This window comes from Bacteroides sp. An19, assembly GCF_002160215.1.
Taxonomy (GTDB): domain Bacteria; phylum Bacteroidota; class Bacteroidia; order Bacteroidales; family Bacteroidaceae; genus Phocaeicola; species Phocaeicola intestinalis.
The window spans coordinates 16,178-39,923 of record NZ_NFKD01000030.1; the positions used below are offsets into that span (position 1 = coordinate 16,178).

Below are 23,746 nucleotides of genomic sequence, written 5' to 3' on the forward strand. Positions count from 1 at the left end.
TGTTTCGGGCATAGAGGTGCGGGAAGATTCTGCCGAACTTTGCAACCGTAAACATTAAAAGCATAGAAGATAATGGAAACAACATCTATCCGTTTGGTGCGCAATGCCACCTTGAGAATCAATTATGCAGGACACAACATCCTTGTCGACCCGTTCTTTGCCGATAAGGGAAGCATGCAGTCGGCAATCGGCGTGTATAAGACCCCACGTGTACATCTGACCATGCCCGTCAGTGAAATAACCGAAGGATTGGACATGGTGTTGCAGACCCACATCCATCCCGACCACTACGATGAAACGGTAAAGCAACATCTGCCGAAGGACATCCTTTATTATACCCAACCGCAGGATAAGGCGACGGTGGAGCAGGACGGCTTCACTCGAGTGGAAGTAATCGAAGACAAGATGACAATGGGGGACATGACCATCTATCGTGTGAGCGGCCATCACGGTTTCGGCAGGATTGGCGAGATAATGGGACCCGTATCGGGCTATGTCTTGACGGCAGAAGGATGCCCAACGGTCTATCTCATGGGAGATTGCAAATGGGAAGACTGCATCCGCGAAATGGCGGAACGGTTCAAGCCCGACTACATCGTGGTGAACAGCGGCGGAGCGGTTTTTCCGGAGTTTTCCAAGGTGGACGGCTGCATCATTCCCGATGAAGCCGAGGTAATGCAAATGCTGGACGAACTGCCTGTACACATCAAGCTGATAGCCGTCCACATGGATGCTACGGATCACGGGCAGACCACTCGCGCCATCCTGCGTAACGAGGCACTGCATCATGGTGTCGATATGTCTCGCCTGCTTATCCCGGAAGATGGGGAAACCACCAAATTATAAATCCTATAAAAAATTACAGAAATGAAAGCAATTAAGAATGTGGCAGCAGCCAAAAACTTCAACGCAATAAGCGTTGGCAAACTGAGTGAACTGAGTGACTATGTGATAGAACTTTCGCCCGAAGTGAAGATTCCGGGAAAGGTGTTCGGAGGTGCGGCACTTCAGGCAACGGGCAGTGAGTTCTCCTTCCAGATGTTCCAGCCCGGCACGGAAACGGGATTCCTTCACACCCACAAGAACCATGAGGAGCTTTATTTCTTCCTTGCGGGAAAGGGTGAGTTCCAAGTAGACGGACAGGTGTTCCCCGTTGAAGAAGGCAGCGTGGTGCGCGTGTCTCCCGACGGTAAGCGCAGCGTGCGCAACAACGGGACAACTCCGCTCGTAATGCTTTGCGTGCAGTATCGGGGCAACACCTTCACGGCAGAAGACGCAACCGATGGCGTGATTCTGAATGAACCGGTGAAGTGGTGAGAAACGAAACAGGTAAAGGCAAAACAATTTTAAGTTTAACCCGCCTTTCTGTCAAGAATTATCTAAGCGACAACCTGCCCGCAGACACCCACGCCGTGCTCCGTGCCCTGCCCAACATCATGGCGGATTTCATGAAAGAAAGCCGTGCTGTGCATTTTGAAGGACTGGGCTGGTTCCGCTACACCACCGTTTCGGCAGGCAACGGCGTTGCCACGAAAGAGGAAGTAAGCAGCGACCAAATCACCGGTCTGCGTGTGCAGTTCACGCCCGACCGCACCCGCAACATGAGCGGCGGCTACACCCGCGCACTGATTGCCGACGAAGGCATCACCTTCATGGAATGGCTGGGCAAGGAAAGCGATGAGACGCAGGTGCCGGAGGAGTATGAGGACGAAGGGCAGACGGAAAATCCGTTGGAATAACTATCCGGTAACGCTATTGAGAAATCCTGCAACGAATTGTCCCGCGTTGCGGGATTTTTTTGCCTTGACAATATTGTATGTTTTGCTAATTGACCTTTTCACCAATACTATTTGAGCCTCACACCAATCATTCGGCAGCTTTTTCGGCGTATCTTTGTATCGTAATAAGAAATCAAACGGATAGGATATGATGAAACGAAAACTGTTATTCTTCACGATGCTGTGTTGCATGGCTTTGTCAGCAAACGCCTGCGGCACGGACGGAACGCATCAGCAGACGACGGAAAATGAGATTACTGGTGGCAGCGATGTGAACGCAAATGATACCGTGGTAAGCGGCGAAGGCTTGTTCGACTTGACCACGGGCGAGAACGGCAAGCCGCCTGTCATTACGCTCAGCAGCGGCTACACCATGCCCGTACTCGGCTTGGGAACATACAGCCTGCATGGAGACGAGTGCATCGATGCCATACTCTCCGCCATCAAGTTAGGCTACCGCAAGTTCGATACTGCCACATTCTACGAAAACGAGGAGGAAGTGGGCGAAGCGATACGCCGCTCTGGAGTGCCCCGTGAGGAGTTCTTCATCTGCACCAAGCTTTATCCCAACGAGTTCGGCCACGCGAAGGAAGCCATCGAAGCATCTCTTGCAAGGCTCAATATCGGCTACGTGGACTTGATGCTGTTGCACCATCCGGGCCGTAACGACGTGGAAGCCTACAAAGCAATGGAGCGAGCCGTGGCGGAAGGCAAGATACGCTCGCTCGGCGTGTCCAACTACTATATAAAGGAGATGACGGAGTTCCTACCGAAAGTGAGCATCAAGCCCGTGATGACGCAGAACGAGATTCATCTCTATTATCAGGAGAAAGAGGTGAGGGAATTTATGCACCGCAACGGCATTGTCATCGAAGGATGGTATCCCTTCGGCGGCAGAGGCTATACAAAGGCGATGTTCAGCAACGAAACCCTCAAGGAGATAGCCGAAGCGCACAGCAAGTCTCCTGCACAAGTCATCTTGCGCTGGGACTTGCAGCACGGCGTGGCGGTCATCCCCGGTTCGAGCAATCCCGACCATCAGAAAGAGAACATCTCCGTGTTCGACTTCGAGTTGACACCGGAAGAAATGGCACGCATTGACGCACTCGACCGGAACGAGAAACATGACTGGTATTGATAATCTAAACAACAGAAGAATATGAAAACAACAGCAATGAAATCAATCTGCACGGCTTTGCTCGTCTGTCTCTGTAGCGCGGGCAGCCTCATGGCACAAGAAAATCAACTTAATACGAATAGCATTATGGAAGAAAAATTGAATTTAACGCAAGAATGGGACAAGGTGTTTCCTCTGAGTGACGAAGTGAATCACAGTAAAATCACGTTCCACAACCGTTACGGCATCACGCTTGCCGCCGACCTGTATGTGCCTAAAGGTGCAACGGGCAAACTGCCTGCCATAGCTGTCTGCGGTCCATTCGGAGCTGTTAAGGAACAGGCATCCGGACTGTATGCACAGGAACTGGCTAAGCGCGGCTTTCTCACAATAGCCTTCGACCCGTCGTTCACAGGCGAGAGCGGCGGTCAGCCCCGTTATGTAGCATCACCCGACATCAATACCGAGGACTTCTGTGCAGCAGTGGACTATCTCTCAACTCGCAACGATGTGAACCCGGAACAGATAGGTATCCTCGGCATCTGCGGTTGGGGAGGCATGGCCGTTAATGCCGCAGCCATCGACACCCGCATCAAGGCCACCGTTGCCGCCACCATGTACGACATGAGCCGTGTCAATGCCAACGGCTATTTCGATGCCGCCGACAATGCCGACGCACGCCACGAACTGCGCCGCCAGCTGAACACCCAGCGTACAGCAGACTATCGCAACGGCTCGTATGAGCTTGCCGGAGGTCTGCCCGATGTAGTGCCCGACGATGCTCCGCAATTTTTGAAAGACTACTTCGCCTATTATAAGACGGAGCGCGGCTACCACAAGCGTTCGCTCAACTCCAACGGCGGATGGAACAAGACCTCAACACTCTCGTTTCTGAACATGCCGATATTGTCCTACGCAGGCGAAATCCGCAGTGCCGTACTGCTTGTCCACGGGGAGAAGGCTCATTCGCGCTACTTCAGCGAGGATACCTACAAGAAGCTGACCGGCGACAACAAGGAACTGCTAATCATTCCCGGCGCCAACCACACAGACCTCTACGACAACTTCGACAAGATACCGTTCGACCGGATAGAGGCGTTCTACCGCGAGAACCTGAAATGATGAGCGATATGGATAAACATGTTACTTTCCGAAACGGGCAGCAAGTCTGCCCGCTCGGTCAAGGTACTTATCAGATGGGGCGCAGGCGCAACGAAGAAATACAAGCCCTGCGCCGGGGCATTGACTTGGGTCTGACATTAATAGATACTGCCGAGATGTACGGCACGGAAGACCTTGTGGGCGAAGCCGTGCGAGATTGCCGCGAACAGGCGTTCATCGTCAGCAAGGTATTGCCAAGCAATGCCAGCTACGAGGGTACAAAGCGGGCTTGCGAACGGAGTCTCCGGCGGATCGGCACGGATTACATCGACCTCTATTTATTGCATTGGATAGGGCGTTATCCGTTCTCCGAGACTGTCCGTGCTTTGGTGGAATTGCAGCAGGAAGGAAAGATCCGGCAATGGGGCATGAGTAATCTGGATGTGGATGACATGGAACACATTCTTGCCTTGCCGTACGGCAGGGATTGTGCAGCTAATCAAGTGCTCTACAACCTAAAAGACAGGGGCATTGAATACGACCTTATTCCGTGGAGCGAGCAGCACGGTATTCCCGTTATGGCCTACACGCCGCTGGGCGAAGGACGGTTGCGCAACCACAAGACGCTGATAGAGATTGCCCGCAGGCATAATGCCACTTCCACACAAATCATGCTGGCGTGGGTAATGCGTACACAGAATGTCATCGCTATTCCCAAAGCAAGCAGCATCGCCCATGTGGAGGAGAATGTCCGAAGCCTCGACATATCCTTGACGGAAGAAGACCTGCATGACATCGATAAAGCATTTCCGGCTCCTACGCATAAAGTGCGTTTGGTAGGTTGGTAAAGTAAGTCATGCACATTTATTATTGATGCCAATAAGGGAGTTGAAAGGGGGTTACAAAGTTCCCCAAGTGGTGTTTCCTGCATTATTATGTGCAAAAAGAATGATTCTCTAGTCAATGAAAGACTTGTTTGTTCTTAATGAGAGTGTGGTGAATAGCTTTTGATTTATTTAGTCAACTATTTGACTAATTCGAGAAGAATGCCTATCTTTGTGCCCCGAAAAGGATGAAGATTGTTTTTATGGAAAAAGAAAGTGCTGCATTCAGGGAGCTGATGTTGCAGTTGTTTCGTACGCGGATGACCTTCAGGCGTGCTGTGCAACGGGCTCTGAAAAAGACAGAAGCAGGGATTACATTCGAGATGCTTCAGGTATTGCGGTGTTTGTGGGAAGAACAAGGCATCTCCCAGCAGGTGCTGGCAGAACGCATAGCCAAAGGAAAAGCCGCATTGTCGAACCTGATAATGAATCTGGAGAAAAAGAATTATGTGTACCGGCTGGAAAGCCCTTCCGACCGCCGGAACAAGCAGGTCTTCCTGAGCGAAGAAGGGAGCTTGTTTTACAAGCGCATCAGCATTGCGCTGGATGCTATTTACGAGTCTGCCGGCGTTGCCATAGGGCTGGAGAAGGTAGAGTCGATGTCAGCTGATTTAAAACTTACCGGCGATGTGTTGGAAAAAGTTTAGCCTGTTGCTCTGGGGCGTTTGCGCCCTTGCCTTCATAGATGTGCAGGCAGCAGAAAAGGAAGAAATAAAAGAGGACCAGCCTGCCGACTCGTTGTTCCTGACGGTAGATGAACTGTTCCGCTTGGGCGTGGAGAATAGCTTGCGCCTTCAGGCAGATGCCTTGGACGAGGCTATGGCATACGAACGTGGCAAGACTGCCCGCACTTCGCGCTTGCCCGATTTGCAGATAGGCTTGCGCGGGGGTGTCGTAGGGCAGCCAGTGGTATTCCAGCGCGGTTTGTCGGATGCCGTGCGTCCCGACACGCCCGACTGGTCGCAGAACTATGCGATAGATTTTACCCAGCCGCTTTACGAAGGCGGAAGAATCCGCTACGCCATCCGGAGGGCAGACCTGCAGACCCATGCCGCCGCACTTCGTTCCGCCTCCGACCGTGCCGACGTGAAGCTTGAACTGCTGGAACAGTATATGAGCCTGTTCAGCCTGTACAAGCAGCGCGAGGTGCTGATGCGGAACATCGAGGAATCAGAGCTTCGGTTGAAAGATATCCGCCAGATGAAGAAGGAAGGTCTGATTACGAACAACGACGTGTTGCGCAGTGAAATGCAGCTCACGAACGACCGCCTGTCGCTGACCGAAACCGAGAACAGCCTGGCGCTGGTTTCGCAACAGCTCGACATCCTGCTGGGACTGGACGAGAACCGCATGCTTTTGCCCGATACGTCCTTGCTCCGGCGTTCGGTGGCATTGCAGGAGTATGACACTTACGTAGAAGAGGCGTACCTGAACGACCCTGCCATGCAATTGTTGCGCAAGCAGACCGAAATAGCCAAAAACGAGGTTCGCCTGACCAAGGCCGAAGCTTTGCCCAGCATTTCGCTTTATGCCTCGAATACGTTGGCACGCCCCGTGTCGCGCACAATGGCGGACATGTATAACAATGCGTGGAATTTCGGATTGTCAGTCTCTTATCCCCTCTCGTCATTGTATAAGAACAATCACCGGGTGAAGGAAAGCAAGTTTGCCGTGCAGATGAACCTGAATGCCGAAGAACAGAAAAAGCAACAGGTGCGCGTAACGGTACGCACGGCATTTCTCCGCCACCGGGAAGCTTTGCGCCAGGTAGATGCCTTGAAGCTTTCCGTGCACCAGGCGGAAGAGAACTATCGCATTATGCAGAACCGGTATCTGAACCAGCTGGCGATACTGACCGACTTGCTGGATGCCAATGCGGTGAGGCTGAACGCGGAACTGCAACTTACATCGGCACGCACGCAGGTCATCTATACTTATTTTCAACTGGAAAGAGCCTGCGGAAGATTGTGAAATAAAACGAAGAATCATGGGAGAACTAAGAATAAAACGAGAAAGACTGAGGAAATTACGTATGCGGAACCGGATATTGAACGTGGTGTGCATCGTCCTTGCCGGTTCCGGACTATGGTGGACCGCCACTTATTTTTGGCGTTATTTCAATTATGAGGTAACCAACGATGCCTTTATCGACCAGTATGTGGCTCCGTTGAATGTCCGGGCATCGGGCTATATCAAGGAAGTGCGTTTCAGAGAACACCAATATGTGCACAAAGGTGATACGTTGCTGGTACTGGACAATAGCGAATACCTGATTCGGGTAAAAGAGGCCGAAGCGGCTTTGCTGGATGCACGGGGAGCACAAGATGTCCTGCATTCGGGCATTGAAACCTCGCACGCCAACATTGCGGTGCAAGACGCCAACATTGCCGAGGCAAAGGCACGCTTGTGGCAACTGGAACAAGACTATCACCGTTTCCAGCGGTTATTGAAAGAAGAATCCATCCCCCAGCAACAGTTCGAGCAGGCAAAGGCATCGTACGAGGCAGCCCAAGCACGCTATCAGGCTTTGCTGGAGCAAAAACGTGCCGCCCAGTCGCAATATACCGAAACCAGCAAACGGACCGTAAGCGCCGAGGCCACCATCCTGCGCATGGAGGCAGACCTCGACCTGGCAAGGCTGAACCTGTCGTACACGATACTGATAGCCCCCTACGACGGGTATATGGGCAGGCGCACACTGGAACCGGGGCAATATGTGCAGGCGGGACAGACCATTTCGTATCTGGTAAGAGGGGATGACAAGTGGGTGACCGCCAACTACAAGGAGACTCAGATTATGCATATTTACATCGGCCAGCCCGTACGCATCAAGGTAGATGCCTTGCCGGGCAGGGTGTTCCGGGGAGAAGTGACGGCCATATCGGAAGCCACCGGCTCGAAGTATTCGCTGGTGCCGACCGATAATTCGGCAGGAAACTTCGTAAAAGTGCAGCAACGCATTCCGGTGCGCATCGACTTGAAAGACGCGTCGGATGACGACATGCGGCATCTGCGTGCCGGAATGATGGTAGAGACGGAGGCTTTGCGGAAATGATGGATGTAAGGAGTTTGGGACTTCCCGTGCGGAGGTGGGTGCCCGACTGGCTGGCGGTGGCTGCTCTTTTCATCGTGATATTGCCGGTATTGATGGTCAACGGCGCTTATACGGGCAGCATGCTCGAGGTGTCGAATACGCTGGGCACGAATACCGAGGACATCACGATGGCTTATTACGCCGCATCGGCAGGGATGGCAATCGGCTATCCCATTGTACCGAAAGTGCTTTCTGCCTTTCCGGCGAAGCCTTTGCTGCTTGCCGACCTTGTCCTGCAGTTCTTTCTGAGCTGGATTTGCGCCCGCTCACAGAATGCGGATATCCTGATTGTGGCAAGTTTCGTCATCGGCTTCCTGAAGGGGTTCATGATGTTGTGGTTCATCCGTATCGTGAAATTCATCTTCAGCCCGAAAGATGTACGCAGCGAGTTTTACTCGTATTTCTATCCGCTGGTATTCGGATTCGGACAGCTTTCGATGGTGCTTACGGCAGAACTGGCATACCATTACGACTGGAAGTATATGTATTATTTCGAAATGGCACTGATGCTGCTGAGCGTCCTGACGGTAATCATTTGCTTCCGGCAAGACAAGGACAGGACGGGATTGCCGATCGAAGAACTGCATCTGCGCGAAATGCTGGTGGCGGCTGTAGGGGTACTGATGCTGATGTACGTGGCGGATTATGGGAAGATGCTCGACTGGATGGCCTCTTTCAAGATTCGCGCCTACCTGGTTATCGGCCCCATACTGATTGCCTTTTTCATTTGGTTGCAGGCGCATGCCGAAAAGCCCTTCGTCAATCTGGCTCCCTTGTATCAGCCCAAAGCCATCGTGGGATATCTCTACATGATGCTGGTGATGTTTTTCAGCACGTCTACCACGTTGCTCACCAACTATATGACTTCCATCTTGCAAGTGGATTCCGCGCGTACGTACCTTTTATATATATGGATGCTGCCGGGATATGTGCTGGGGGCGTTCATCTGCTTCTGGTGGTTCAGGTGGCAACGGTGGCGTTTCCGCTTCCTCATAGCCGGAGGCATGGCATGCTTTGCCCTGTTTTTCGGTATATTGTATTTTACGGTTTCGCCGGAAAGCACTTACGAGATGCTGTTTTTCCCCGTGTTTATCCGCGGGCTGGGAATGCTGGTTGTGATTATCGCGTTTGCCTTGTTCTCGGTAGAGGACCTGAATCCGAAATTCCTGCTCTCGAATGCTTTTTTCCTGATACTGAGCCGTTCGGTGCTGGCGCCGATTATGGCAACTTCGTTTTACAGCAACGTGCTTTACCACCTGCAGCAAAAGTACATGCATTCGTTATCGGAAACCCTGACGATGGCAGACCCGCTGGCGGCATCGCGGTTCTCCCAATCGTTGAGCAGCGGAATAGGGCAAGGACACGGTTATGCCGAAGCGGCACAGATGGCGACTTCTTCGCTTTATGCCACGCTCCAGCAGCAAAGCCTGCTGCTGGCGTTGAAGGACATTCTGGGGTGGCTGTTCATCGTGACGCTGGTGATAGCCATCGTGTCGCGCTTCATTCCGTTCCATAAAACCATCCGTGTCACCTTTGCCAAGGCAGGCGATGATATGGTATAGTTATCATATCCCCAGCTTTTTTTTCAGTTCTTGGGAGAGGGCATCTTTGTGGACCAGGATGTAGATGGTTTTGGCACGGACATAACTTTCCGACATGTTCAGGTATCCTCCGAAACGGTTCCCGTCGGCTGCCCATGAGTTCTTGGTGATGTAGTAGCGGGTGCCGTTTTGGTCGGTTGCGATACCGGTGATGTGCATCAGGTGATCATCGGTGGTTTTCCCAGATTCGTAGCCTTGCTGGCGGATTTCGGGAGTGACGTTCACTTCCGGATACGGACGCTTAAAATGGAATACTTCGGCAAGCCGGTCTTTTGTGCTCAGTTGTCCCCAGCGTGCACGGTCGCTGTCTTTATACAGGTCGGCATTCTCTACGTCGGGATTGATTGCCACTCCGTTGTTGAACGAGAACCCAGGTTCGCTTACGTCACCGTCCCAACATAGGGTGTATCCGTTTTCCAGCGCCGTGTTCATTGTGCTTATCAGTTCATCCAGAGGAAGGTTGTACATACGTTGGTGCTCCCAGTTGTCGGGGATTTCCACTTCGAATGCTTTGTAATAGGGCTTGTGGGTGAAGCTGGTGAGCGGGATATAGTCGTCGGTGTCGATGTCCAGACTTTCTGCAAAGCTTTCAGGGGTGTATTCTTTGCCTTTATACGTGAATTTTTCGGGGAGTTTGCCGAAGTAGATATCGAACAGGCTATTGGCAAGCTGCTGGTATTGGGGGCTGTTCTTGCTTTGTTTGACTGCTTCTGCAGAGAGGGCTTCCACGTATCCGGCAAGTTCGGAGTGGTTGTGTACCGGTGAGTCGTAGTTAATGCCTGTATAGACTTCTTCGGGCACGATACCTACTTGGTTGAATGCAGTCATCCAACTGGTGGTGATGCTTCCTTGCCCTACGTTACCCTTGCCGTGGCGCAGGAAGTTGTCGGCCATCTGATTCAGGTATTTCTGGCGCACGATGAACATTTCTGAGAGATCATATTCTCCTTTGCCTTGGCGCAGCAGTTCCGATTCGATGAACGAGGTGGTGGCGAAGCACCAGCATGTACCGCTTATTGCCTGGTCTTTTACGGGGGTCGTCTTTTGCTGGACTACGGTGTTGAACTTGTATCCATCTTTCTCTTCTGCCATTGCCGGCAGGGTGGCAAGCGCGAAGGCTGCCCATACATAATGTCTCAGTTTCATGAGTTTTTAAGTTTTTGAGTTACTGATATCTGTTATTAGTTGTCCATTGTCAATTGTTCGTAAGGTATTCTTTTCGGAACATGTCGAGGAACAGCAAGAAGAGTGATACCAGCAACGGTCCGAAAATGATGCCCATAAAGCCGAAGATGGGAAGTCCTGCCACCACGCCGAAGATTGTAATCAGCGGATGGATGTTTGCCATTTTCTTTTGCAGGATGAACCGGATGAGATTATCGCATTGTGAGATGATGATGCCTCCGTAGGCAAGCAGTATCAGTCCGTGTACCCAATCGCCGATGATGAAGAAATAAGCGGTGACCGGAACCCATACCAGAGCCGTTCCTACCAGAGGGACGATGGAGGCGAAACCGGTAAGCATTGCCGTGAGAACCGGGTTCGGTGCATGGCAAAGCAAATAGCCGAACAATGAGATAAATCCTTGAATGATGGCTAGGAGAGGGATTCCGATGGCATTGGAGCGGACAATGAGCTGGATTTTCTGGAGCACTTCGCGCTTGTTGTTTTCTTCGAAAGGAAGCAGTTCGGAAATGAATTGCTCCATTTTGTCTCCTTCCCATAACATGAAAAACAGGAGCATGATGGCTACGGCAAGGTTTACTATCAGGTCGCTTACCCCAGTCATGATGGAATGGCCGATAGAAGACACTTGGCTGATGATGAATGACAGATTTTTTTCGGACAATACGTCAAACCCTGTCTTTTCCTCGATGATGCTTATCATTTGTTGGGCGGGGCGGATGATATCGGCAGTATCGAAATGTAGGTTAGATATCTGATTGACCAGTGCCCAGCTGAAAAGTGAAAGTGGTATCAAGATGAACAGGGTTGTTCCAATTGTGATAATCCATACAGAGGCCAAAGGCTTGATTTTCTTTTTCAGCCAGTTTGAGAAGCCGCGCAATAGCAGGTAGAGGGTGAATGCGCCCAAGATGCCGTTCATGAAAGGCTGCGCCTGGCGGAATAATAGAATTCCCAAGCCTACAATCATGATGATGAGTGAATACTTCCAATATTGTTCTTTCATATCCTTAGGTATTTAGCGTTGATGGTTTGTGTTTGGTGATTCGTTCTTCTGATTTCCTTTTCTTCCAAAGCTGCCAGCTGTTGATGGTATTTTGCCACACCACGTAGCTTCCTGGAGCGATGGTTGTAAGCGGGTTCAGATAGGTGGCTGCCATCCAAATGGCAAGCACCGTGTTCTTTTGTCCCAATGCCTGTCCGCCACTGATGCGGTCGTGGTATTTTCCTCCGATGCTTTTTCCTCCCCAAAACTGGAGGCAGCAGATGACTAGTGCCAGAGCAGCGATAATACATTCTTCGGCTATGGAAGTGTTTCCTTCTATCACAGATTGGGTGGTTTGTCCCATTACGATGGTTAGGGATATTCCCCAAAGATAGAATGCCATGTCCTTAAGTCCTACCAGAAATTGATGGACAGGTGGGGCATAACGTCGCAACAACACCGCGATGAAGAAAGGAAAAAGCAGCAAAGGGAATACTTTCCCTAGTATCCGCATGAATGATTCGCCGAACGGAATGTCGGAAGGTTCCACCAGAGGAAAGACCAAAGGGACAACTATGGCTGCCAGAAGATTGGAAGCCAATGTATAAGTGGTAAGCGATGCGGCACTTCCGCCTAGTTTGTTGGTGATGACTGCAGCAGCCGTAGCAGTGGGGCAGATGAGGCAGACCATTGCTCCTTCAAGTGAGATACGCCATACGGAGCTGAAAGGAATGCAGAGCAATACTCCTGCTACTGCCAGACAGGAAATCAGTTGGATAAGCAACAAGATGCAGGTCCATCGCCGCGGAGATAGGTCTTTGACTTCTATCTTGCAGAACGTAAGGAGCAGTTGGGCAAAAATCAGCAGCGGAGTAAGCCAGACCACTAGAAACTTCACGAAAGGTTTGAGTGGATGAAGGAAATCGAACATGGCAAAGCAGAAATATCCTATGACTCCTGCCAGCATGGCCAAAGGCAACGTCCAGTTCTTGATAAATTGTAGCATGGTGTTTCCTACGTTTAGTTTAGGATGCAAAAATAACGAAAAACGTTAAAATGGTTGCCCTTTTTTCTGTTTTTATAGGCTTTCTCCATTAAAATAAAGAAATCTTGTCTGGCTAAAGGAAGAAACCCACAAAAAACTATTACCTTTGCACCAGACTGGAAACATGGGAAAGTATAGATTTAACATATTATGTATATGCTGTTTCTTGCTGTCTTTCGTAGCAACGGCTTCTGAAGTTACGGACAAATCGTTTACCGTAGTTATAGATGCGGGACATGGAGGTAATGATCCGGGGGCTGTGGGAAGACGTGGGCGAGAAAAGAACATCAATCTGAATGTCGCATTGAAATTAGGCAGGTTGATAGAAGAGCAGTGTGGTGATACGAAGGTGGTTTATACGCGCAAGAAAGATGTATTTGTGCCGTTGCATAGACGTGCCGACATTGCCAATGCTGCCAAGGCGGACTTGTTTATTTCCATCCACACCAATTCTGTTGCTTCACGTAACAGCAGGGTGAGCGGTACGGAGACCTATACGTTGGGACTTCACCGAACGGAGGATAATCTGGAAGTGGCAAAGAAAGAAAACTCTGTCATCTTGATAGAAGATGATTATAAACAGCGTTATGCCGGGTTTAATCCCAATTCGTCTGAGAGTTACATTATTTTCGAGTTCCTTCAAGATAAGTATATGGCACAAAGTGTGAATTTTGCCCAATTGGTTCAGAAACAGTTCCGCCAAAGTGCACGACGTATAGATAAGGGGGTGCATCAGGCTGGCTTTCTGGTGTTGCGCGAAACCACAATGCCCAGCGTCTTGATAGAACTGGGATATATTACCAATGCCGCCGAAGAGCAATACTTGTTGTCCGACAAAGGCAGCTCGGCTTTGGCCCAAAGTATTTATCAGGCATTCTTGAGGTATAAGCAAGAGCATAAGACTCCGGCGGCTGGTGTGGGCGGAGATGTTCCCGTTTCAACCGTGTCAGAAGAGGAAAAGGAAGATTCAGGCATTCAGACAGAACAGGCAAGGAAAGACGGAGTGGAAGACAGACCGGTCTTTAAGATTCAGATATTGACTTCCGACCGGATCTTGCCAGCAAAAAGCCGCTTGTTTAAAGGATTAAGTCCTGTAGGACGGTATAAAGAAAAAGGATTATACAAGTATACTTATGGAGAGACGGTTGATTATAATCAGATACTACGCCTGAAGCGGACGAAAGTAGATGCAAAATTCAAGGATGCTTTCATCATAGCATTCAAGAATGGCGAGAAAATGAATGTCAATCAGGCTATCCGGGAATTTAAACGAAACAGATAATTAAAACAAAAAGACAAGCATATATGAGAAAAGAATTTAAAATAGGACTGGCGGGGATTGCTGCACTGGTCATCTTGTTTTGCGGCATCAAATACTTGAAGGGCATCAATATGTTTAAGCCCGAGAGTTATTACCTGGTAGAGTTTGAAAATGTAAACGGACTTCCTCCGTCGAGTCCAGTGTTTGCCAATGGCTTTAAGATTGGTATCGTGCGTGACATTCAGTACAATTACGCAAAGCCTGGCCATGTGCTTGTAGGCATTGAGTTGGATGAACACATGAAAATACCCAAGGGAAGCCGAGCTGAACTGGTGACGGAAATGTTGGGTACCGTAAAGATGAATCTGCTGCTTGACTTGCAGAATACTACCTATTATAATGAAGGAGATACGCTTCCAGGTTCGGCAAACAACGGACTTATGGGAGCTGCTGAACAGGACTTGCTTCCGAAGCTGCAGCAGATGATGCCGAAAATGGATTCCATTTTGGGGTCATTGAACAAGCTGTTGGCAGATCCGGCATTGGCCCAGACGTTGCACAATGCCGAACAGTTGACCGCCTCCTTGAATGCGACCAGTGAGCAGCTGAACAAGTTGATGAGTACCGATGTGCCTCAGGTGATGGGAAACGTCAATGACATTACAGCCAATCTAAAGGTCATCAGCGGTAATTTGAAAGGTGTGGATTACGCTTCCACTATCTTGAAAGTAGATTCCACATTGGCTAATGTCCGTATGTTGACAGACAAATTGAACCGGAAAGACAATACGCTCGGGTTGCTGATGAATGATTCATCTTTATATCAGAATCTGAATGCAACGGCGACCAATGCGGCCAGTTTGTTGAAAGATCTGGAAACACATCCGAAACGCTATGTTCATTTCTCGTTATTCGGGAAAAAAGACAAATAAGAAGCTGTTTTGAATTTATCGTGCGATGATTTGGGATGAGTTTTTGAGGCATTTTCGCTTCTGTGATGAGGAAGATAGCGGGCTATCTGACGAAGAACAGGAGCGAAAAGGACCAAAAAATCGCCCAAAGCACACACGAATACAGATACATCAAGCCAAGAAAAACTTTTTGGAGAAATTCAAAACAGCTTCTAAATATGCTTATATAGAAATTGTCTAAATAGTATCCGACGCCTGAAGTCGAAATAAGTAATGACTAATCCTTTGATATTCAAGTTATGAATGAAGAAGGATTAGTCTTTGTGCGCTTTGAGAAATAGATAAATAATGCATTGAAAAACAAACCTTTGCAATTTTACAAATGCTTGGAAATATATGTTTCAGAAGTGTGTAAAACAAGCGGTTGAAAACCAATATATTATAAAAGCCTTGTAAAAAGCAAGCGAAAAGGCATTTGTTTTTATAGAAATAGATTCCGAACTTTGTTCCGTAGAAGTATAGCTTAAAAATATAGAGAGGACAAATATGATTGAAAACAATCAGGCTATTGTATTGTGGCAACGTTGTCTTGACTTTATTCGTGACAACGTTAATACGACAGCCTTTACTACTTGGTTTGAACCCATCGTGCCTGTCAAATACGAAGGGAAAGCTTTGACTATTGGAGTTCCGAGCCCTTTCTTCTATGAGTATCTGGAAGAAAAATACGTGGAACTCTTGCGTGCCGCCATCTATAAAGAGATAGGTGAGGGTACGGAGTTGATGTATTCCATTTTGACCGACAAAACGAATCACATAGCCATTGATATGAAAGGGACAGAACGCTCGGGCGCTTTGTCTCCTCAGAAGCCCATACATGATGGGAATAAGGCTCCTACATTGTTGCAGGCTCCTGTAGTTCAGGATTTAGACCCACATTTGAATCCTAACTATAATTTTGAAAACTTTATCAAGGGTACCAGCAATGAGTTTTCGCGCACAGTGGCTGAGACGGTGGCTCAGAATCCGGCACGTACTTTCAATCCGTTGTTCTTGTACGGACCTTCAGGGGTAGGAAAAACGCATTTGATTAATGCTATCGGTACACGTATCAAGGAATTGTATCCGGAGAAGCGTGTGCTTTATGTGTCTGCACACTTGTTTCAGGTGCAGTACACCGATTCGGTTCGTACCAATCATTTTAATGATTTCATCAGTTTTTACCAGACTATTGATGTGCTGATTATTGATGATATTCAAGAATTTGCCGGAATGACCAAGACACAGAACACGTTTTTCCATATATTCAACCATCTGCATCAGAACGGGAAGCAGCTTATTCTTACGTCCGACCGTGCACCGGTGATGTTGCAGGGGATGGAAGACCGTTTGTTGACACGTTTCAAGTGGGGATTGATTGCCGAACTGGAAAAGCCGGATATTGAGTTGCGCAAGAACATCTTGCGTAGTAAAATCCGTCGCGACGGTCTTACAATACCTGAATCTGTGATTTGCTATATAGCCGAAAATGTAAACGAGAGTGTACGCGAACTGGAAGGAATTGTCAATTCTTTGTTAGTATATTCTATCCAGTTGAAACGGGAAATCAACTTGGAACTGGCACAGCATATTGTGCAGAAAGCTGTGCGTTGTGCCGAAGTGAAACCGCTTACGGTCAATGATATTATAGAGAAGGTGTGCAAGCATTATCAGATAGATACTTCTGCTATCCATACCAAGACTCGCAAGCGTGAGGTGGTGCAGGTACGTCAGCTTGCAATGTATCTGGCAAAAAAGCATACCGATGTTTCATCTGGCAAGATTGGCCAGATGATAGGAAACAAAGACCATGCTACCGTGCTTCATGCTTGCAAAATCATTAAAGACCAGGTGGAAGTGGACAAGGCATTCAAGAGCGAAGTAGAGGAAATCGAAGCAAGTTTGCATCGGTGAGATATGAAATTTCCTTTTTAAAGATATTTCTTTGTAAAAGGGTTGCATATTTCAAATGAATGTCGTACCTTTGCACTCGCAATTAAGAAACGGGGTTCCGTAGCTCAGCTGGATAGAGCAACGCCCTTCTAAGGCGTGGGTCGAGCGTTCGAATCGCTCCGGAATCACAGAAATCTGTAAGTGGTTTTTCCGCTTGCAGATTTTTGTTTTTTCTATTCCACACGTCATTAATTTGGCTCAGTTATTTGTGCATTTGTTCAAGTATGCCTTTTGATGAACATAAGTGAGTGGACCGTTTCACATAAGTGACTTGGGTGTTTCACATAAGTAAGTCAGTCGTATCACTTATGTTCGTTGATACCGCATATGGTATAGTATGGCTTGTTTATTTTCTTCTCCTGAATTCAGCGCAGACGATAGCTGTGGCTATGGCTACATTCAGTGATTCGCTGGTGGCTCTTTCAGGCGGATAGTTTGGGATGAACAAGCGGTGGTTGATAACTTCGGCTATGTCCGGGCTGATGCCATTGCCCTCGTTGCCCATTATGATGATGCCTTTGCTATCTAAAGCTTCTTCGTATATGTTATTTCCGTTTAGGAATGTACCGAAGAGGGGAACGTCTGCCTTGGCCTGTTCTGTGATAAATGCGGCCAGGTCACAGTAATGGAATTTTACGCGTGCGATGGCTCCCATCGTAGCCTGTACGGTTTTGGGGTTATAGATGTCAGCCGTGCCTCGCGAGCAGAATATGTGTTCGATGCCGAACCAGTCTGCCACCCGTGCTATTGTTCCTACATTTCCGGGATCTTGAACATCGTCCAGTGCCAGGCAGAGTGAGTGTCTGGCTGCATCTGCTTCTACTTTATGTGGCGGTTGTTCGAAGATAGCCAGTACTTCCTGAGGGGTTTTCTGCAGGCTGATACGAGATAGTTCATCTCTCTTTACCACAATGATTTCGGAAGCTTGGATGTAGGGGTGTTGGTTCAGCCATTCGTCGGTGCCTATTATCAGCCGGCATGTAAAATGCCCCAGCAGGTCGCCTACCAGTTTCGGTCCTTCGGCGATGAAGGCTTGTTCTTCTTTCCGGTTCTTTTTCTGTTCCAGCGAGTGGATGTATTTGATTTTGTTTTTGCTGAGCATACGTTTTCGTTTAAAATGACACCTGTCAGGAATCACAAGGGGAGTCAGAAAAGGTGGTATTGTTCACATTTTGGGTTGGAAGTTAGCAGCCGATACTTGTATGCTTGTTTCATAAAGCTGAATCACGGGCTTTTAACTACCGGGCATAGTGATAATTCTTGCGAAGCATGACCACTTTAACTCCTGATTCGCACAAATAACAAATATTTACGGGCAAAGCTAAGAAGATATTTTCAATAAATCCCTATCTTTGCGGATAAATTTGCATTCCCTCTGAGTAGTATATGAAAAAAAAGGTTCTGATAAACGTATTCCTGATGCTTGCTGTTATGTTGCTGGCAGGCTGTTCAGTGAGCAAGTTTATTCCAGAGGGGAGCTATTTGTTGGATGATGTTAAAATAGAGTCGGATAATAAAGAGATTAAGTCGTCGCAGATGAATCTTTATGTCCGTCAGACCTCTAATGCCAAATGGTTCAGTATTGTCAAGCTTCCCATGTATATTTATAGTGCTTCAGGGCTGGATTCTACAAAATGGCTGAATCGTTTTTGGCGCAAGATAGGTGAGGCTCCCGTCATATATGACCGTGAGGCTGCTCGGGAAACCCGTGAGGAAATGGAAAAAGCCGTACAGAATATGGGATATATGGGAGCTACTGTAGATATGGACGAGGTGCCTTCGGGCAACCGGATGAAAGTGTATTATTCGATTCATTCGGGACAACCGTACGTTGTAGAGCGTCTGACTTATGACATTTCCGATTCGAAAATAGCCGCTTATCTGGCAGAAGATTCTACTCATACCCGTCTGTACGAGGGAATGCGTTTCGATGTAAACGTACTGGATGAGGAGCGTCAGCGTATTACCCAATACTTGCAGGACCGTGGGTATTACCGTTTCAATAAAGATTTCATAACTTATCAGGCGGATACGATGCTGAATACGCATCGGGTAGGTTTGACAATGAGATTATTGCCTTACCGCCGTACAAAGGATGATGCGCCTCAACCCCATAGGCAGTACACATTGCGTAATGTGCGTTATGTGCTGGGGGTAGATTTTGCAGAATTGTCAGAGGATGCTTTGCGCGGGCTCGATTCGATATCTTCCGGTGGAGTCGGGCTTTTTTATAAAGACAGACCTTTTTTACGTCCGCGGGTCGTAACCGATTATAATCATTTACATCCGGGGGATTTGTATTGCAGCCGTAATGTACAGGACACTTATTCTTCGCTGGCGAGGCTGTCAGTATTGAAATATTCCAATATCCGTTTCGATGAAGTACGGTTGCCCGGCGATTCTGCCCGTGTGGATGCATATATCTTTTTGTCTAAGAACAAAAACAAAGCCCTTTCATTCGAAATAGAAGGTACCAATTCGGCTGGTGATTTAGGAGCAGCCGCTTCGGCTTCATTTATCCACCGCAACTTGTTTAAAGGATCGGAAACGTTTACCTTGAAATTGCGTGGTGCGTACGAAGCGGTAAGCGGACTGGAGGGGTATGCCAACAGCAATTATGTGGAGTATGGCGTGGAGAGCAGCATCAATTTCCCCGAATTTATGTTTCCTTTTTTGTCATCCGACTTCAAACGGCGTGTCCGGGCAACCTCAGAGGTCAGTGTGAAGTTCAATTCACAGGTACGTCCGGAGTTCGAACGTACGTTGGCTTCTGCTGCTTGGAGTTACCGGTGGTCGCGTAGGGGAAAAGCTACGCACCGGTTTGATGTACTTGACATCAACTATGTTTACATGCCTTACATTTCCGGTGCTTTCAATGATTATCTTGATCGTATGGACCAGGTCAATCCTTTGTTGCGGCATAGTTATGAAGACCTTTTTATCGTGCGGATGGGGTATACTTATACATACAACAGTGCAGGAGGAAATGCGATGAAGGCTGCCAAGAGCAATTCGTATTCCATCCGTTTCAATATTGAAGAGTCGGGCAATCTGCTTTATGGATTTTCGCGCCTGGTGCATAAGAAACCGAAATACGGTGATGCTTATCAGCTGGCAAACATCGATTTTGCCCAATATGTAAAGATGGATATTGATTTTGCGAAGAATTTTGTGATAGACGACCGGAACTCGTTGGTATTTCATGCTGGGTTGGGCATAGCTTGCCCGTATGGCAATTCGAGAAGCCTGCCTTTCGAAAAGCTTTATTTCTCGGGTGGAGCCAATAGTGTGCGTGGCTGGAGAGTGCGTACGCTGGGACCCGGTTCGTACCGGGGAGACGGGAATACCATCGATTATGTCAATCATACGGGTGATATCAAGCTTGACCTTAACATCGAGTATCGTACCTATTTGTTCTGGAAATTGAATGGTGCGGCATTTATCGATGCCGGTAATGTGTGGAATATTCGTACCCAAGGCACACAGACCGAAGGCGTTTTCAAGTTCAACCGTTTTTATAAGCAATTGGCAGTAGCATATGGTTTGGGCATTCGTTTTGACCTCGATTTTCTAATCCTGCGTTTCGACGGTGGTATGAAAGCCATCAATCCGATGTATACGGGCAAAGACCGTTATCCGATTGTTTCACCTGATTTCAAGCGTGACTTTGCTTTCCACTTTGCTGTAGGCTATCCCTTCTGATTAGTTTAATTCAATTATAAAGACAAGATGAAAGATTCTAACAATTTGTATACGAAAGAAGAAATTCAGGAACTGGAACATTGGTTCGATAGCAAGGAGCTTCCTAAGAGTTTGCAATTGGACAAGGCTACATATATCCCAGACCTGAAAGAAACATTGCACAGGTTGTTTCTGCAAGCAGACCAATGCTACGAAAATCCGAAGATGCAAGGTTGTATTTATCTGCTAGAACGCATCAAGGCAAAGCTGGAGGAATGAAGAATGAAGAATCCCATGTGGCGAAGCGATTCTTCATTCTTCATTTAAAAAAGTTCATCATTCCTCAAACTTCTGCTTGCGTAGAGTTTCTTTCAGCACTTTCGACATTGCCTCGTTTCCTTCTTTCGTGTAGCGGATGTCGGTGAAAATCTGTGCCAGCGTTTCGGTATGGTTGATTTCCACGAAATGCTTGTTCTCGGGCAGTGACTCCTTGTAGGCATAGATACGGTCGATGTCCTCGGGCGAATAGTCATGATATTGCTCTTCGTGAACGATGCCTTCCAAAGGCAGACGGTCGGTCTGGGGAGGACATTCATCGGGATAGCCCACGGTGATGGTAGCAAGCGGAATGACCCGTTCGGGCAGGTTCAGGACTTCGATGATTTGGTCGGGATTGTAAATCGTGGTGCCCAGGAAACAGGTGCCCAGTCCGGCGGCTTCGGCAAGTGTGCAGAAGTTCTGTGTAAGCATGATGGCATCAATGCTGGCATTCATGAACGAGAGCAGGTTGTCGTAGCCTGGTTCTGCCTTGCGTTGGCGACACCACTTCACAAAGCGGTTGAAGTCGGCGCAGAAGGTCAGCACCACGGGAGCTTCTGCCAGCATTGGCTGGTGGAAATGTGCGGGTGCCAGCCGTTCTTTCATTGCCGGGTCACGTGTGATAATGACGCTATACAACTGCATGTTACCCATTGTTGGGGCACGGAAAGCTTCTTCCAGCAATCCGTTCAGCAAGTCGGCAGGGATGTCCTGTTGCTTATACTTGCGTATCGTACGTCTGTTTTTGATAGAATCCATAATTTGTTTTTGGTTTTTGGTTTGAGCAAAGGTAATATAAAATGAGCAAATAAACAATGTGCCAATGTGCCAATGTGCTAATGTGCTAATGTGCTAATGTGTTAATGTGCTAATGTGCTAATGTGTCAATGTGCTAATGTGCCAATGTTCGTTACGCCGGATTTGATAATATCTCTTGTGGCTTAATGTGTGTCGAACTCGGACAACTTGATGCCATAGCCCATTTCGGGCCATTCTACGTAGATGTCTTGGTCGTCTGTATGCCTCACTATCAACACTTGTTGCGTAGGGTTGATTGTTTGAAGAAAATCGTATGCCTCTATGGGCAATTGGTACGTGCGGCTGTCCCCATTGTGCCTGATGAAGAGCTTCAGGCAAGTCCGGCTGATGCTGACATCTTCCAGCTGGTAGGTGTCTTTCAGGTCAATTCTGCCTGCAAACAACGCTTTGGCTTGTTCGAAGATGGAATTTCCTTGTTCTTTATCCCATTTGTTCATGATTCTTGCCCACACTTTTTCTTCTTTGTCTTTCGGTTTTTCCAGATTTATCTGTTTCATGGCTTCAGGAAGCCCGAATAGATTACCTGTTGCAGGATTGGCTTCCAGATAGAGTGTATGTGTTTCTTCATCATATCCGTAGGCATAAAAACACCATTCTCTATGTGCTCCAGTTCCCCGGCAAGCTTGAAGGATGAGCGGGTCGTCTTCTTTATCTACCGACCAAAAGCAAAACACCAATGCGTCTTTCAGTACGAATGTGCAGATGTCTTTTCCTGCTTCCAGGCACAATACGATGTAGCACCCGTTTGTGGCACGCCCGAAACTATGCTCTACCAGTACCCATACTTGGCTGCCTTGTAGGTAAGGGTGCCCGGGTATGCGCCAAAAGCTTTTTGCATCCCAACCGAATAACATCATGCTTTGACTGGCATAGCTGCTGAAATCCGCTTCCGTATAGCGTCGGAACAAGATGGTACAGTTTTCGATGATTTTCCACAAGTTCGATGCTTTTGTCAGTTCTTTCAGATTGAAAGAAATTTCATGCGCGTCCGTCCTTTCCGGGTACCAGTAGGATAACATACTGTCCAATTCGTCTATCAGCAGGCAGAAAGTGCGTTGGGGGTTTTCCTTATAAGGGTCGATATTTCGGCATCGTATATAAATCACTGTCACGATGCCCCAATACACATCCGGTTCGTCCGCTTTCAGGTCTTTCAGTATCGGGGCGGTTTCTTGCTGAAATTCCGGAGAACAAGCTTCGTAATCATCATCGGTCAGCATGAGCAGCAAGTATCGAAGCCACTTCGGATGTTTCCGGTCCATTTCGGGCAGAATCAAGTCGCTGAAATAAGCGGCCCCTTCAAAGATACGCGCTAAGTTATACAAGTGCCTTTCCGTGAGGCAGTGCTCTTCCAGGAGCTTGTCCCACACGTCGTCCACCGTACTGTCTTTCGTTTCATCCCTCATAATCCGATAAAGGGTCGCCTTGTTGCTTTCGTATCCCAAGTCTTTGGCGAGTGCGGAAGCCGAAGGCGCGAAAGCCCGGTTTTCGATGAGGCATTGCAATATCTTTCGTTTCTCGTTCATATCCGTATCAATTTAAGCCGGTTTTGATACAAAACGCCGGCACCTGCCGAAATCCGTCCTTATATAATATAAGGAGTAAACGGGAAAACCGTAATTTTGTATCAATCGGATGTAAAGGTAAAAAAACTCCCGAAAAAGAGCGTCATGTCCGGCAAAAAATGTATATTTGCATGATGCGGGCTGGAGAAATGGCTCACATTTATGGAAAGCGTTTTTTGCTTTCGTCCTAAGAAACGAAATCGCCAAAATTCAGACTCAGACGGATGAAAGGAACATGACGCTCATCTGTTTTGTATATGTCTGCGTACAGCCCGTGTTGTACCTGTACATACTAAGACGGCGTGGGAGTACTGTTTATATTCATTTCTGGGTAAGGCGTTTGGCGATGCCTGTTTCTTGATGGATAGCAGACAAGTCCTCACGCCTTTACTTTTGTGTTAAATCTAAT

At 48.1% G+C, this 23,746-nt stretch carries 22 protein-coding genes and 1 tRNA gene; 17 read left to right on the plus strand and 6 right to left on the minus strand.

Annotated features, from left to right (window positions below; genetic code table 11):
• Nucleotides 1-69 precede the first annotated feature (69 nt).
• The 10 genes from B5F25_RS11820 to B5F25_RS11865 all read left to right on the plus strand — a co-directional run bounded on the left by B5F25_RS11820 (nucleotide 70) and on the right by B5F25_RS11865 (nucleotide 9,536).
• Nucleotides 70-846, plus strand: a complete 777-nt coding sequence (locus B5F25_RS11820; protein ID WP_087249763.1) for an MBL fold metallo-hydrolase — start codon at nucleotides 70-72, stop codon at nucleotides 844-846.
• Between the two features lie 21 nt (nucleotides 847-867).
• Nucleotides 868-1,317 (plus strand): cupin domain-containing protein, encoded by a 450-nt coding sequence (locus B5F25_RS11825; RefSeq protein WP_087249765.1) that lies wholly within the window; start codon nucleotides 868-870, stop codon nucleotides 1,315-1,317.
• Complete coding sequence (locus B5F25_RS11830; protein ID WP_241148406.1) at nucleotides 1,314-1,739, plus strand: DNA-binding protein; 426 nt, start codon at nucleotides 1,314-1,316, stop codon at nucleotides 1,737-1,739. Before B5F25_RS11825 ends, B5F25_RS11830 begins: the two co-directional genes overlap by 4 nt.
• A 187-nt stretch (nucleotides 1,740-1,926) precedes the next feature.
• Nucleotides 1,927-2,916, plus strand: a complete 990-nt coding sequence (locus B5F25_RS11835; RefSeq protein ID WP_087249769.1) for an aldo/keto reductase — start codon at nucleotides 1,927-1,929, stop codon at nucleotides 2,914-2,916.
• 21 nt (nucleotides 2,917-2,937) lie between these two features.
• The gene (locus B5F25_RS11840) at nucleotides 2,938-4,017 is read left to right on the plus strand and encodes an alpha/beta hydrolase (protein ID WP_087249771.1); all 1,080 of its coding nucleotides are present in this window, start codon (nucleotides 2,938-2,940) and stop codon (nucleotides 4,015-4,017) included.
• Between the two features lie 8 nt (nucleotides 4,018-4,025).
• Entirely contained in the window at nucleotides 4,026-4,844 is an 819-nt protein-coding gene (locus B5F25_RS11845; RefSeq protein WP_164496645.1) for an aldo/keto reductase, read from the plus strand.
• A 239-nt stretch (nucleotides 4,845-5,083) separates the two neighbouring features.
• Entirely contained in the window at nucleotides 5,084-5,527 is a 444-nt protein-coding gene (locus B5F25_RS11850; protein ID WP_087249798.1) for a MarR family transcriptional regulator, read from the plus strand.
• On the plus strand, nucleotides 5,508-6,851 hold the full coding sequence (locus tag B5F25_RS11855) for a TolC family protein (RefSeq protein WP_140406926.1): 1,344 nt from the start codon (nucleotides 5,508-5,510) through the stop codon (nucleotides 6,849-6,851). Before B5F25_RS11850 ends, B5F25_RS11855 begins: the two co-directional genes overlap by 20 nt.
• 13 nt (nucleotides 6,852-6,864) lie before the next feature.
• The gene (locus B5F25_RS11860) at nucleotides 6,865-7,935 is read left to right on the plus strand and encodes an HlyD family secretion protein (protein ID WP_162609948.1); all 1,071 of its coding nucleotides are present in this window, start codon (nucleotides 6,865-6,867) and stop codon (nucleotides 7,933-7,935) included.
• Complete coding sequence (locus tag B5F25_RS11865) at nucleotides 7,932-9,536, plus strand: MFS transporter (protein ID WP_022040417.1); 1,605 nt, start codon at nucleotides 7,932-7,934, stop codon at nucleotides 9,534-9,536. The genes B5F25_RS11860 and B5F25_RS11865 overlap by 4 nt, the downstream gene beginning before the upstream one ends.
• 3 nt (nucleotides 9,537-9,539) lie before the next feature.
• Here B5F25_RS11865 and B5F25_RS11870 read toward each other — a convergent pair whose 3' ends face one another.
• The 3 genes from B5F25_RS11870 to B5F25_RS11880 are packed head-to-tail and all read right to left on the minus strand — an operon-like array spanning nucleotide 9,540 to nucleotide 12,751.
• Nucleotides 9,540-10,721, minus strand: a complete 1,182-nt coding sequence (locus B5F25_RS11870; protein WP_022040418.1) for a C1 family peptidase — start codon at nucleotides 10,719-10,721, stop codon at nucleotides 9,540-9,542.
• Nucleotides 10,722-10,770: 49 nt separating this feature from the next.
• Nucleotides 10,771-11,766 (minus strand): AI-2E family transporter, encoded by a 996-nt coding sequence (locus B5F25_RS11875; RefSeq protein ID WP_022040419.1) that lies wholly within the window; start codon nucleotides 11,764-11,766, stop codon nucleotides 10,771-10,773.
• Nucleotides 11,767-11,770: 4 nt separating this feature from the next.
• Nucleotides 11,771-12,751, minus strand: a complete 981-nt coding sequence (locus B5F25_RS11880) for a bile acid:sodium symporter (RefSeq protein ID WP_022040420.1) — start codon at nucleotides 12,749-12,751, stop codon at nucleotides 11,771-11,773.
• A gap of 163 nt (nucleotides 12,752-12,914) precedes the next feature.
• Between B5F25_RS11880 and B5F25_RS11885 the strand changes: the two genes are divergently transcribed.
• The 5 genes from B5F25_RS11885 to B5F25_RS11900 all read left to right on the plus strand — a co-directional run bounded on the left by B5F25_RS11885 (nucleotide 12,915) and on the right by B5F25_RS11900 (nucleotide 17,082).
• A complete protein-coding gene (locus B5F25_RS11885; RefSeq protein ID WP_087211982.1) occupies nucleotides 12,915-14,072 on the plus strand; it encodes an N-acetylmuramoyl-L-alanine amidase in 1,158 nt (385 codons plus the stop codon).
• A gap of 23 nt (nucleotides 14,073-14,095) precedes the next feature.
• Nucleotides 14,096-14,983 carry an MlaD family protein gene (locus B5F25_RS11890; protein ID WP_087249775.1) on the plus strand — a complete coding sequence of 296 codons (888 nt, stop codon included), beginning with the start codon at nucleotides 14,096-14,098 and terminating at the stop codon, nucleotides 14,981-14,983.
• Between the two features lie 25 nt (nucleotides 14,984-15,008).
• Nucleotides 15,009-15,203, plus strand: a complete 195-nt coding sequence (locus tag B5F25_RS21800; protein WP_162614411.1) for a hypothetical protein — start codon at nucleotides 15,009-15,011, stop codon at nucleotides 15,201-15,203.
• A gap of 305 nt (nucleotides 15,204-15,508) precedes the next feature.
• On the plus strand, nucleotides 15,509-16,915 hold the full coding sequence (gene dnaA, locus B5F25_RS11895; protein ID WP_022040423.1) for a chromosomal replication initiator protein DnaA: 1,407 nt from the start codon (nucleotides 15,509-15,511) through the stop codon (nucleotides 16,913-16,915).
• Between the two features lie 93 nt (nucleotides 16,916-17,008).
• A tRNA-Arg gene (locus tag B5F25_RS11900) sits at nucleotides 17,009-17,082 on the plus strand.
• 218 nt (nucleotides 17,083-17,300) lie between these two features.
• Here the strand turns inward: B5F25_RS11900 and B5F25_RS11905 are convergent.
• A complete protein-coding gene (locus B5F25_RS11905; RefSeq protein WP_087249777.1) occupies nucleotides 17,301-18,056 on the minus strand; it encodes an RNA methyltransferase in 756 nt (251 codons plus the stop codon).
• A 284-nt stretch (nucleotides 18,057-18,340) separates the two neighbouring features.
• Between B5F25_RS11905 and B5F25_RS11910 the strand changes: the two genes are divergently transcribed.
• Both B5F25_RS11910 and B5F25_RS11915 read left to right on the plus strand, forming a co-directional pair.
• Nucleotides 18,341-20,656, plus strand: a complete 2,316-nt coding sequence (locus B5F25_RS11910) for a BamA/TamA family outer membrane protein (protein WP_087249779.1) — start codon at nucleotides 18,341-18,343, stop codon at nucleotides 20,654-20,656.
• A gap of 27 nt (nucleotides 20,657-20,683) precedes the next feature.
• Nucleotides 20,684-20,914 (plus strand): hypothetical protein, encoded by a 231-nt coding sequence (locus B5F25_RS11915; protein WP_087208372.1) that lies wholly within the window; start codon nucleotides 20,684-20,686, stop codon nucleotides 20,912-20,914.
• Between the two features lie 57 nt (nucleotides 20,915-20,971).
• On the opposite strand, the gene B5F25_RS11920 is transcribed toward B5F25_RS11915, so the two are convergent.
• Nucleotides 20,972-21,712: an NADPH-dependent oxidoreductase gene (locus B5F25_RS11920; RefSeq protein ID WP_022040428.1), complete on the minus strand. Its 741-nt coding sequence runs from the start codon at nucleotides 21,710-21,712 to the stop codon at nucleotides 20,972-20,974.
• A gap of 182 nt (nucleotides 21,713-21,894) precedes the next feature.
• Entirely contained in the window at nucleotides 21,895-23,298 is a 1,404-nt protein-coding gene (locus tag B5F25_RS11925) for a hypothetical protein (RefSeq protein WP_087249781.1), read from the minus strand.
• Nucleotides 23,299-23,746: the final 448 nt, after the last annotated feature.

Excerpts from the sequence above, each read along its gene's own strand:
- B5F25_RS11825 (WP_087249765.1), top strand. The coding sequence starts at position 868 with ATGAAAGCAATTAAGAATGTGGCAGCAGCCAAAAACTTCAACGCAATA.
- B5F25_RS11835 (WP_087249769.1), top strand. The coding sequence starts at position 1,927 with ATGATGAAACGAAAACTGTTATTCTTCACGATGCTGTGTTGCATGGCT.
- B5F25_RS11840 (WP_087249771.1), top strand. The coding sequence starts at position 2,938 with ATGAAAACAACAGCAATGAAATCAATCTGCACGGCTTTGCTCGTCTGT.
- B5F25_RS11845 (WP_164496645.1), top strand. The coding sequence starts at position 4,026 with ATGGATAAACATGTTACTTTCCGAAACGGGCAGCAAGTCTGCCCGCTC.
- B5F25_RS11850 (WP_087249798.1), top strand. The coding sequence starts at position 5,084 with ATGGAAAAAGAAAGTGCTGCATTCAGGGAGCTGATGTTGCAGTTGTTT.
- B5F25_RS11855 (WP_140406926.1), top strand. The coding sequence starts at position 5,508 with ATGTGTTGGAAAAAGTTTAGCCTGTTGCTCTGGGGCGTTTGCGCCCTT.
- B5F25_RS11865 (WP_022040417.1), top strand. The coding sequence starts at position 7,932 with ATGATGGATGTAAGGAGTTTGGGACTTCCCGTGCGGAGGTGGGTGCCC.
- B5F25_RS11870 (WP_022040418.1), bottom strand. The coding sequence starts at position 10,721 with ATGAAACTGAGACATTATGTATGGGCAGCCTTCGCGCTTGCCACCCTG.
- B5F25_RS11875 (WP_022040419.1), bottom strand. The coding sequence starts at position 11,766 with ATGAAAGAACAATATTGGAAGTATTCACTCATCATCATGATTGTAGGC.
- B5F25_RS11880 (WP_022040420.1), bottom strand. The coding sequence starts at position 12,751 with ATGCTACAATTTATCAAGAACTGGACGTTGCCTTTGGCCATGCTGGCA.
- B5F25_RS11885 (WP_087211982.1), top strand. The coding sequence starts at position 12,915 with ATGGGAAAGTATAGATTTAACATATTATGTATATGCTGTTTCTTGCTG.
- B5F25_RS11890 (WP_087249775.1), top strand. The coding sequence starts at position 14,096 with ATGAGAAAAGAATTTAAAATAGGACTGGCGGGGATTGCTGCACTGGTC.
- B5F25_RS21800 (WP_162614411.1), top strand. The coding sequence starts at position 15,009 with ATGATTTGGGATGAGTTTTTGAGGCATTTTCGCTTCTGTGATGAGGAA.
- dnaA (WP_022040423.1), top strand. The coding sequence starts at position 15,509 with ATGATTGAAAACAATCAGGCTATTGTATTGTGGCAACGTTGTCTTGAC.
- B5F25_RS11905 (WP_087249777.1), bottom strand. The coding sequence starts at position 18,056 with ATGCTCAGCAAAAACAAAATCAAATACATCCACTCGCTGGAACAGAAA.
- B5F25_RS11910 (WP_087249779.1), top strand. The coding sequence starts at position 18,341 with ATGAAAAAAAAGGTTCTGATAAACGTATTCCTGATGCTTGCTGTTATG.
- B5F25_RS11915 (WP_087208372.1), top strand. The coding sequence starts at position 20,684 with ATGAAAGATTCTAACAATTTGTATACGAAAGAAGAAATTCAGGAACTG.
- B5F25_RS11920 (WP_022040428.1), bottom strand. The coding sequence starts at position 21,712 with ATGGATTCTATCAAAAACAGACGTACGATACGCAAGTATAAGCAACAG.
- B5F25_RS11925 (WP_087249781.1), bottom strand. The coding sequence starts at position 23,298 with ATGAACGAGAAACGAAAGATATTGCAATGCCTCATCGAAAACCGGGCT.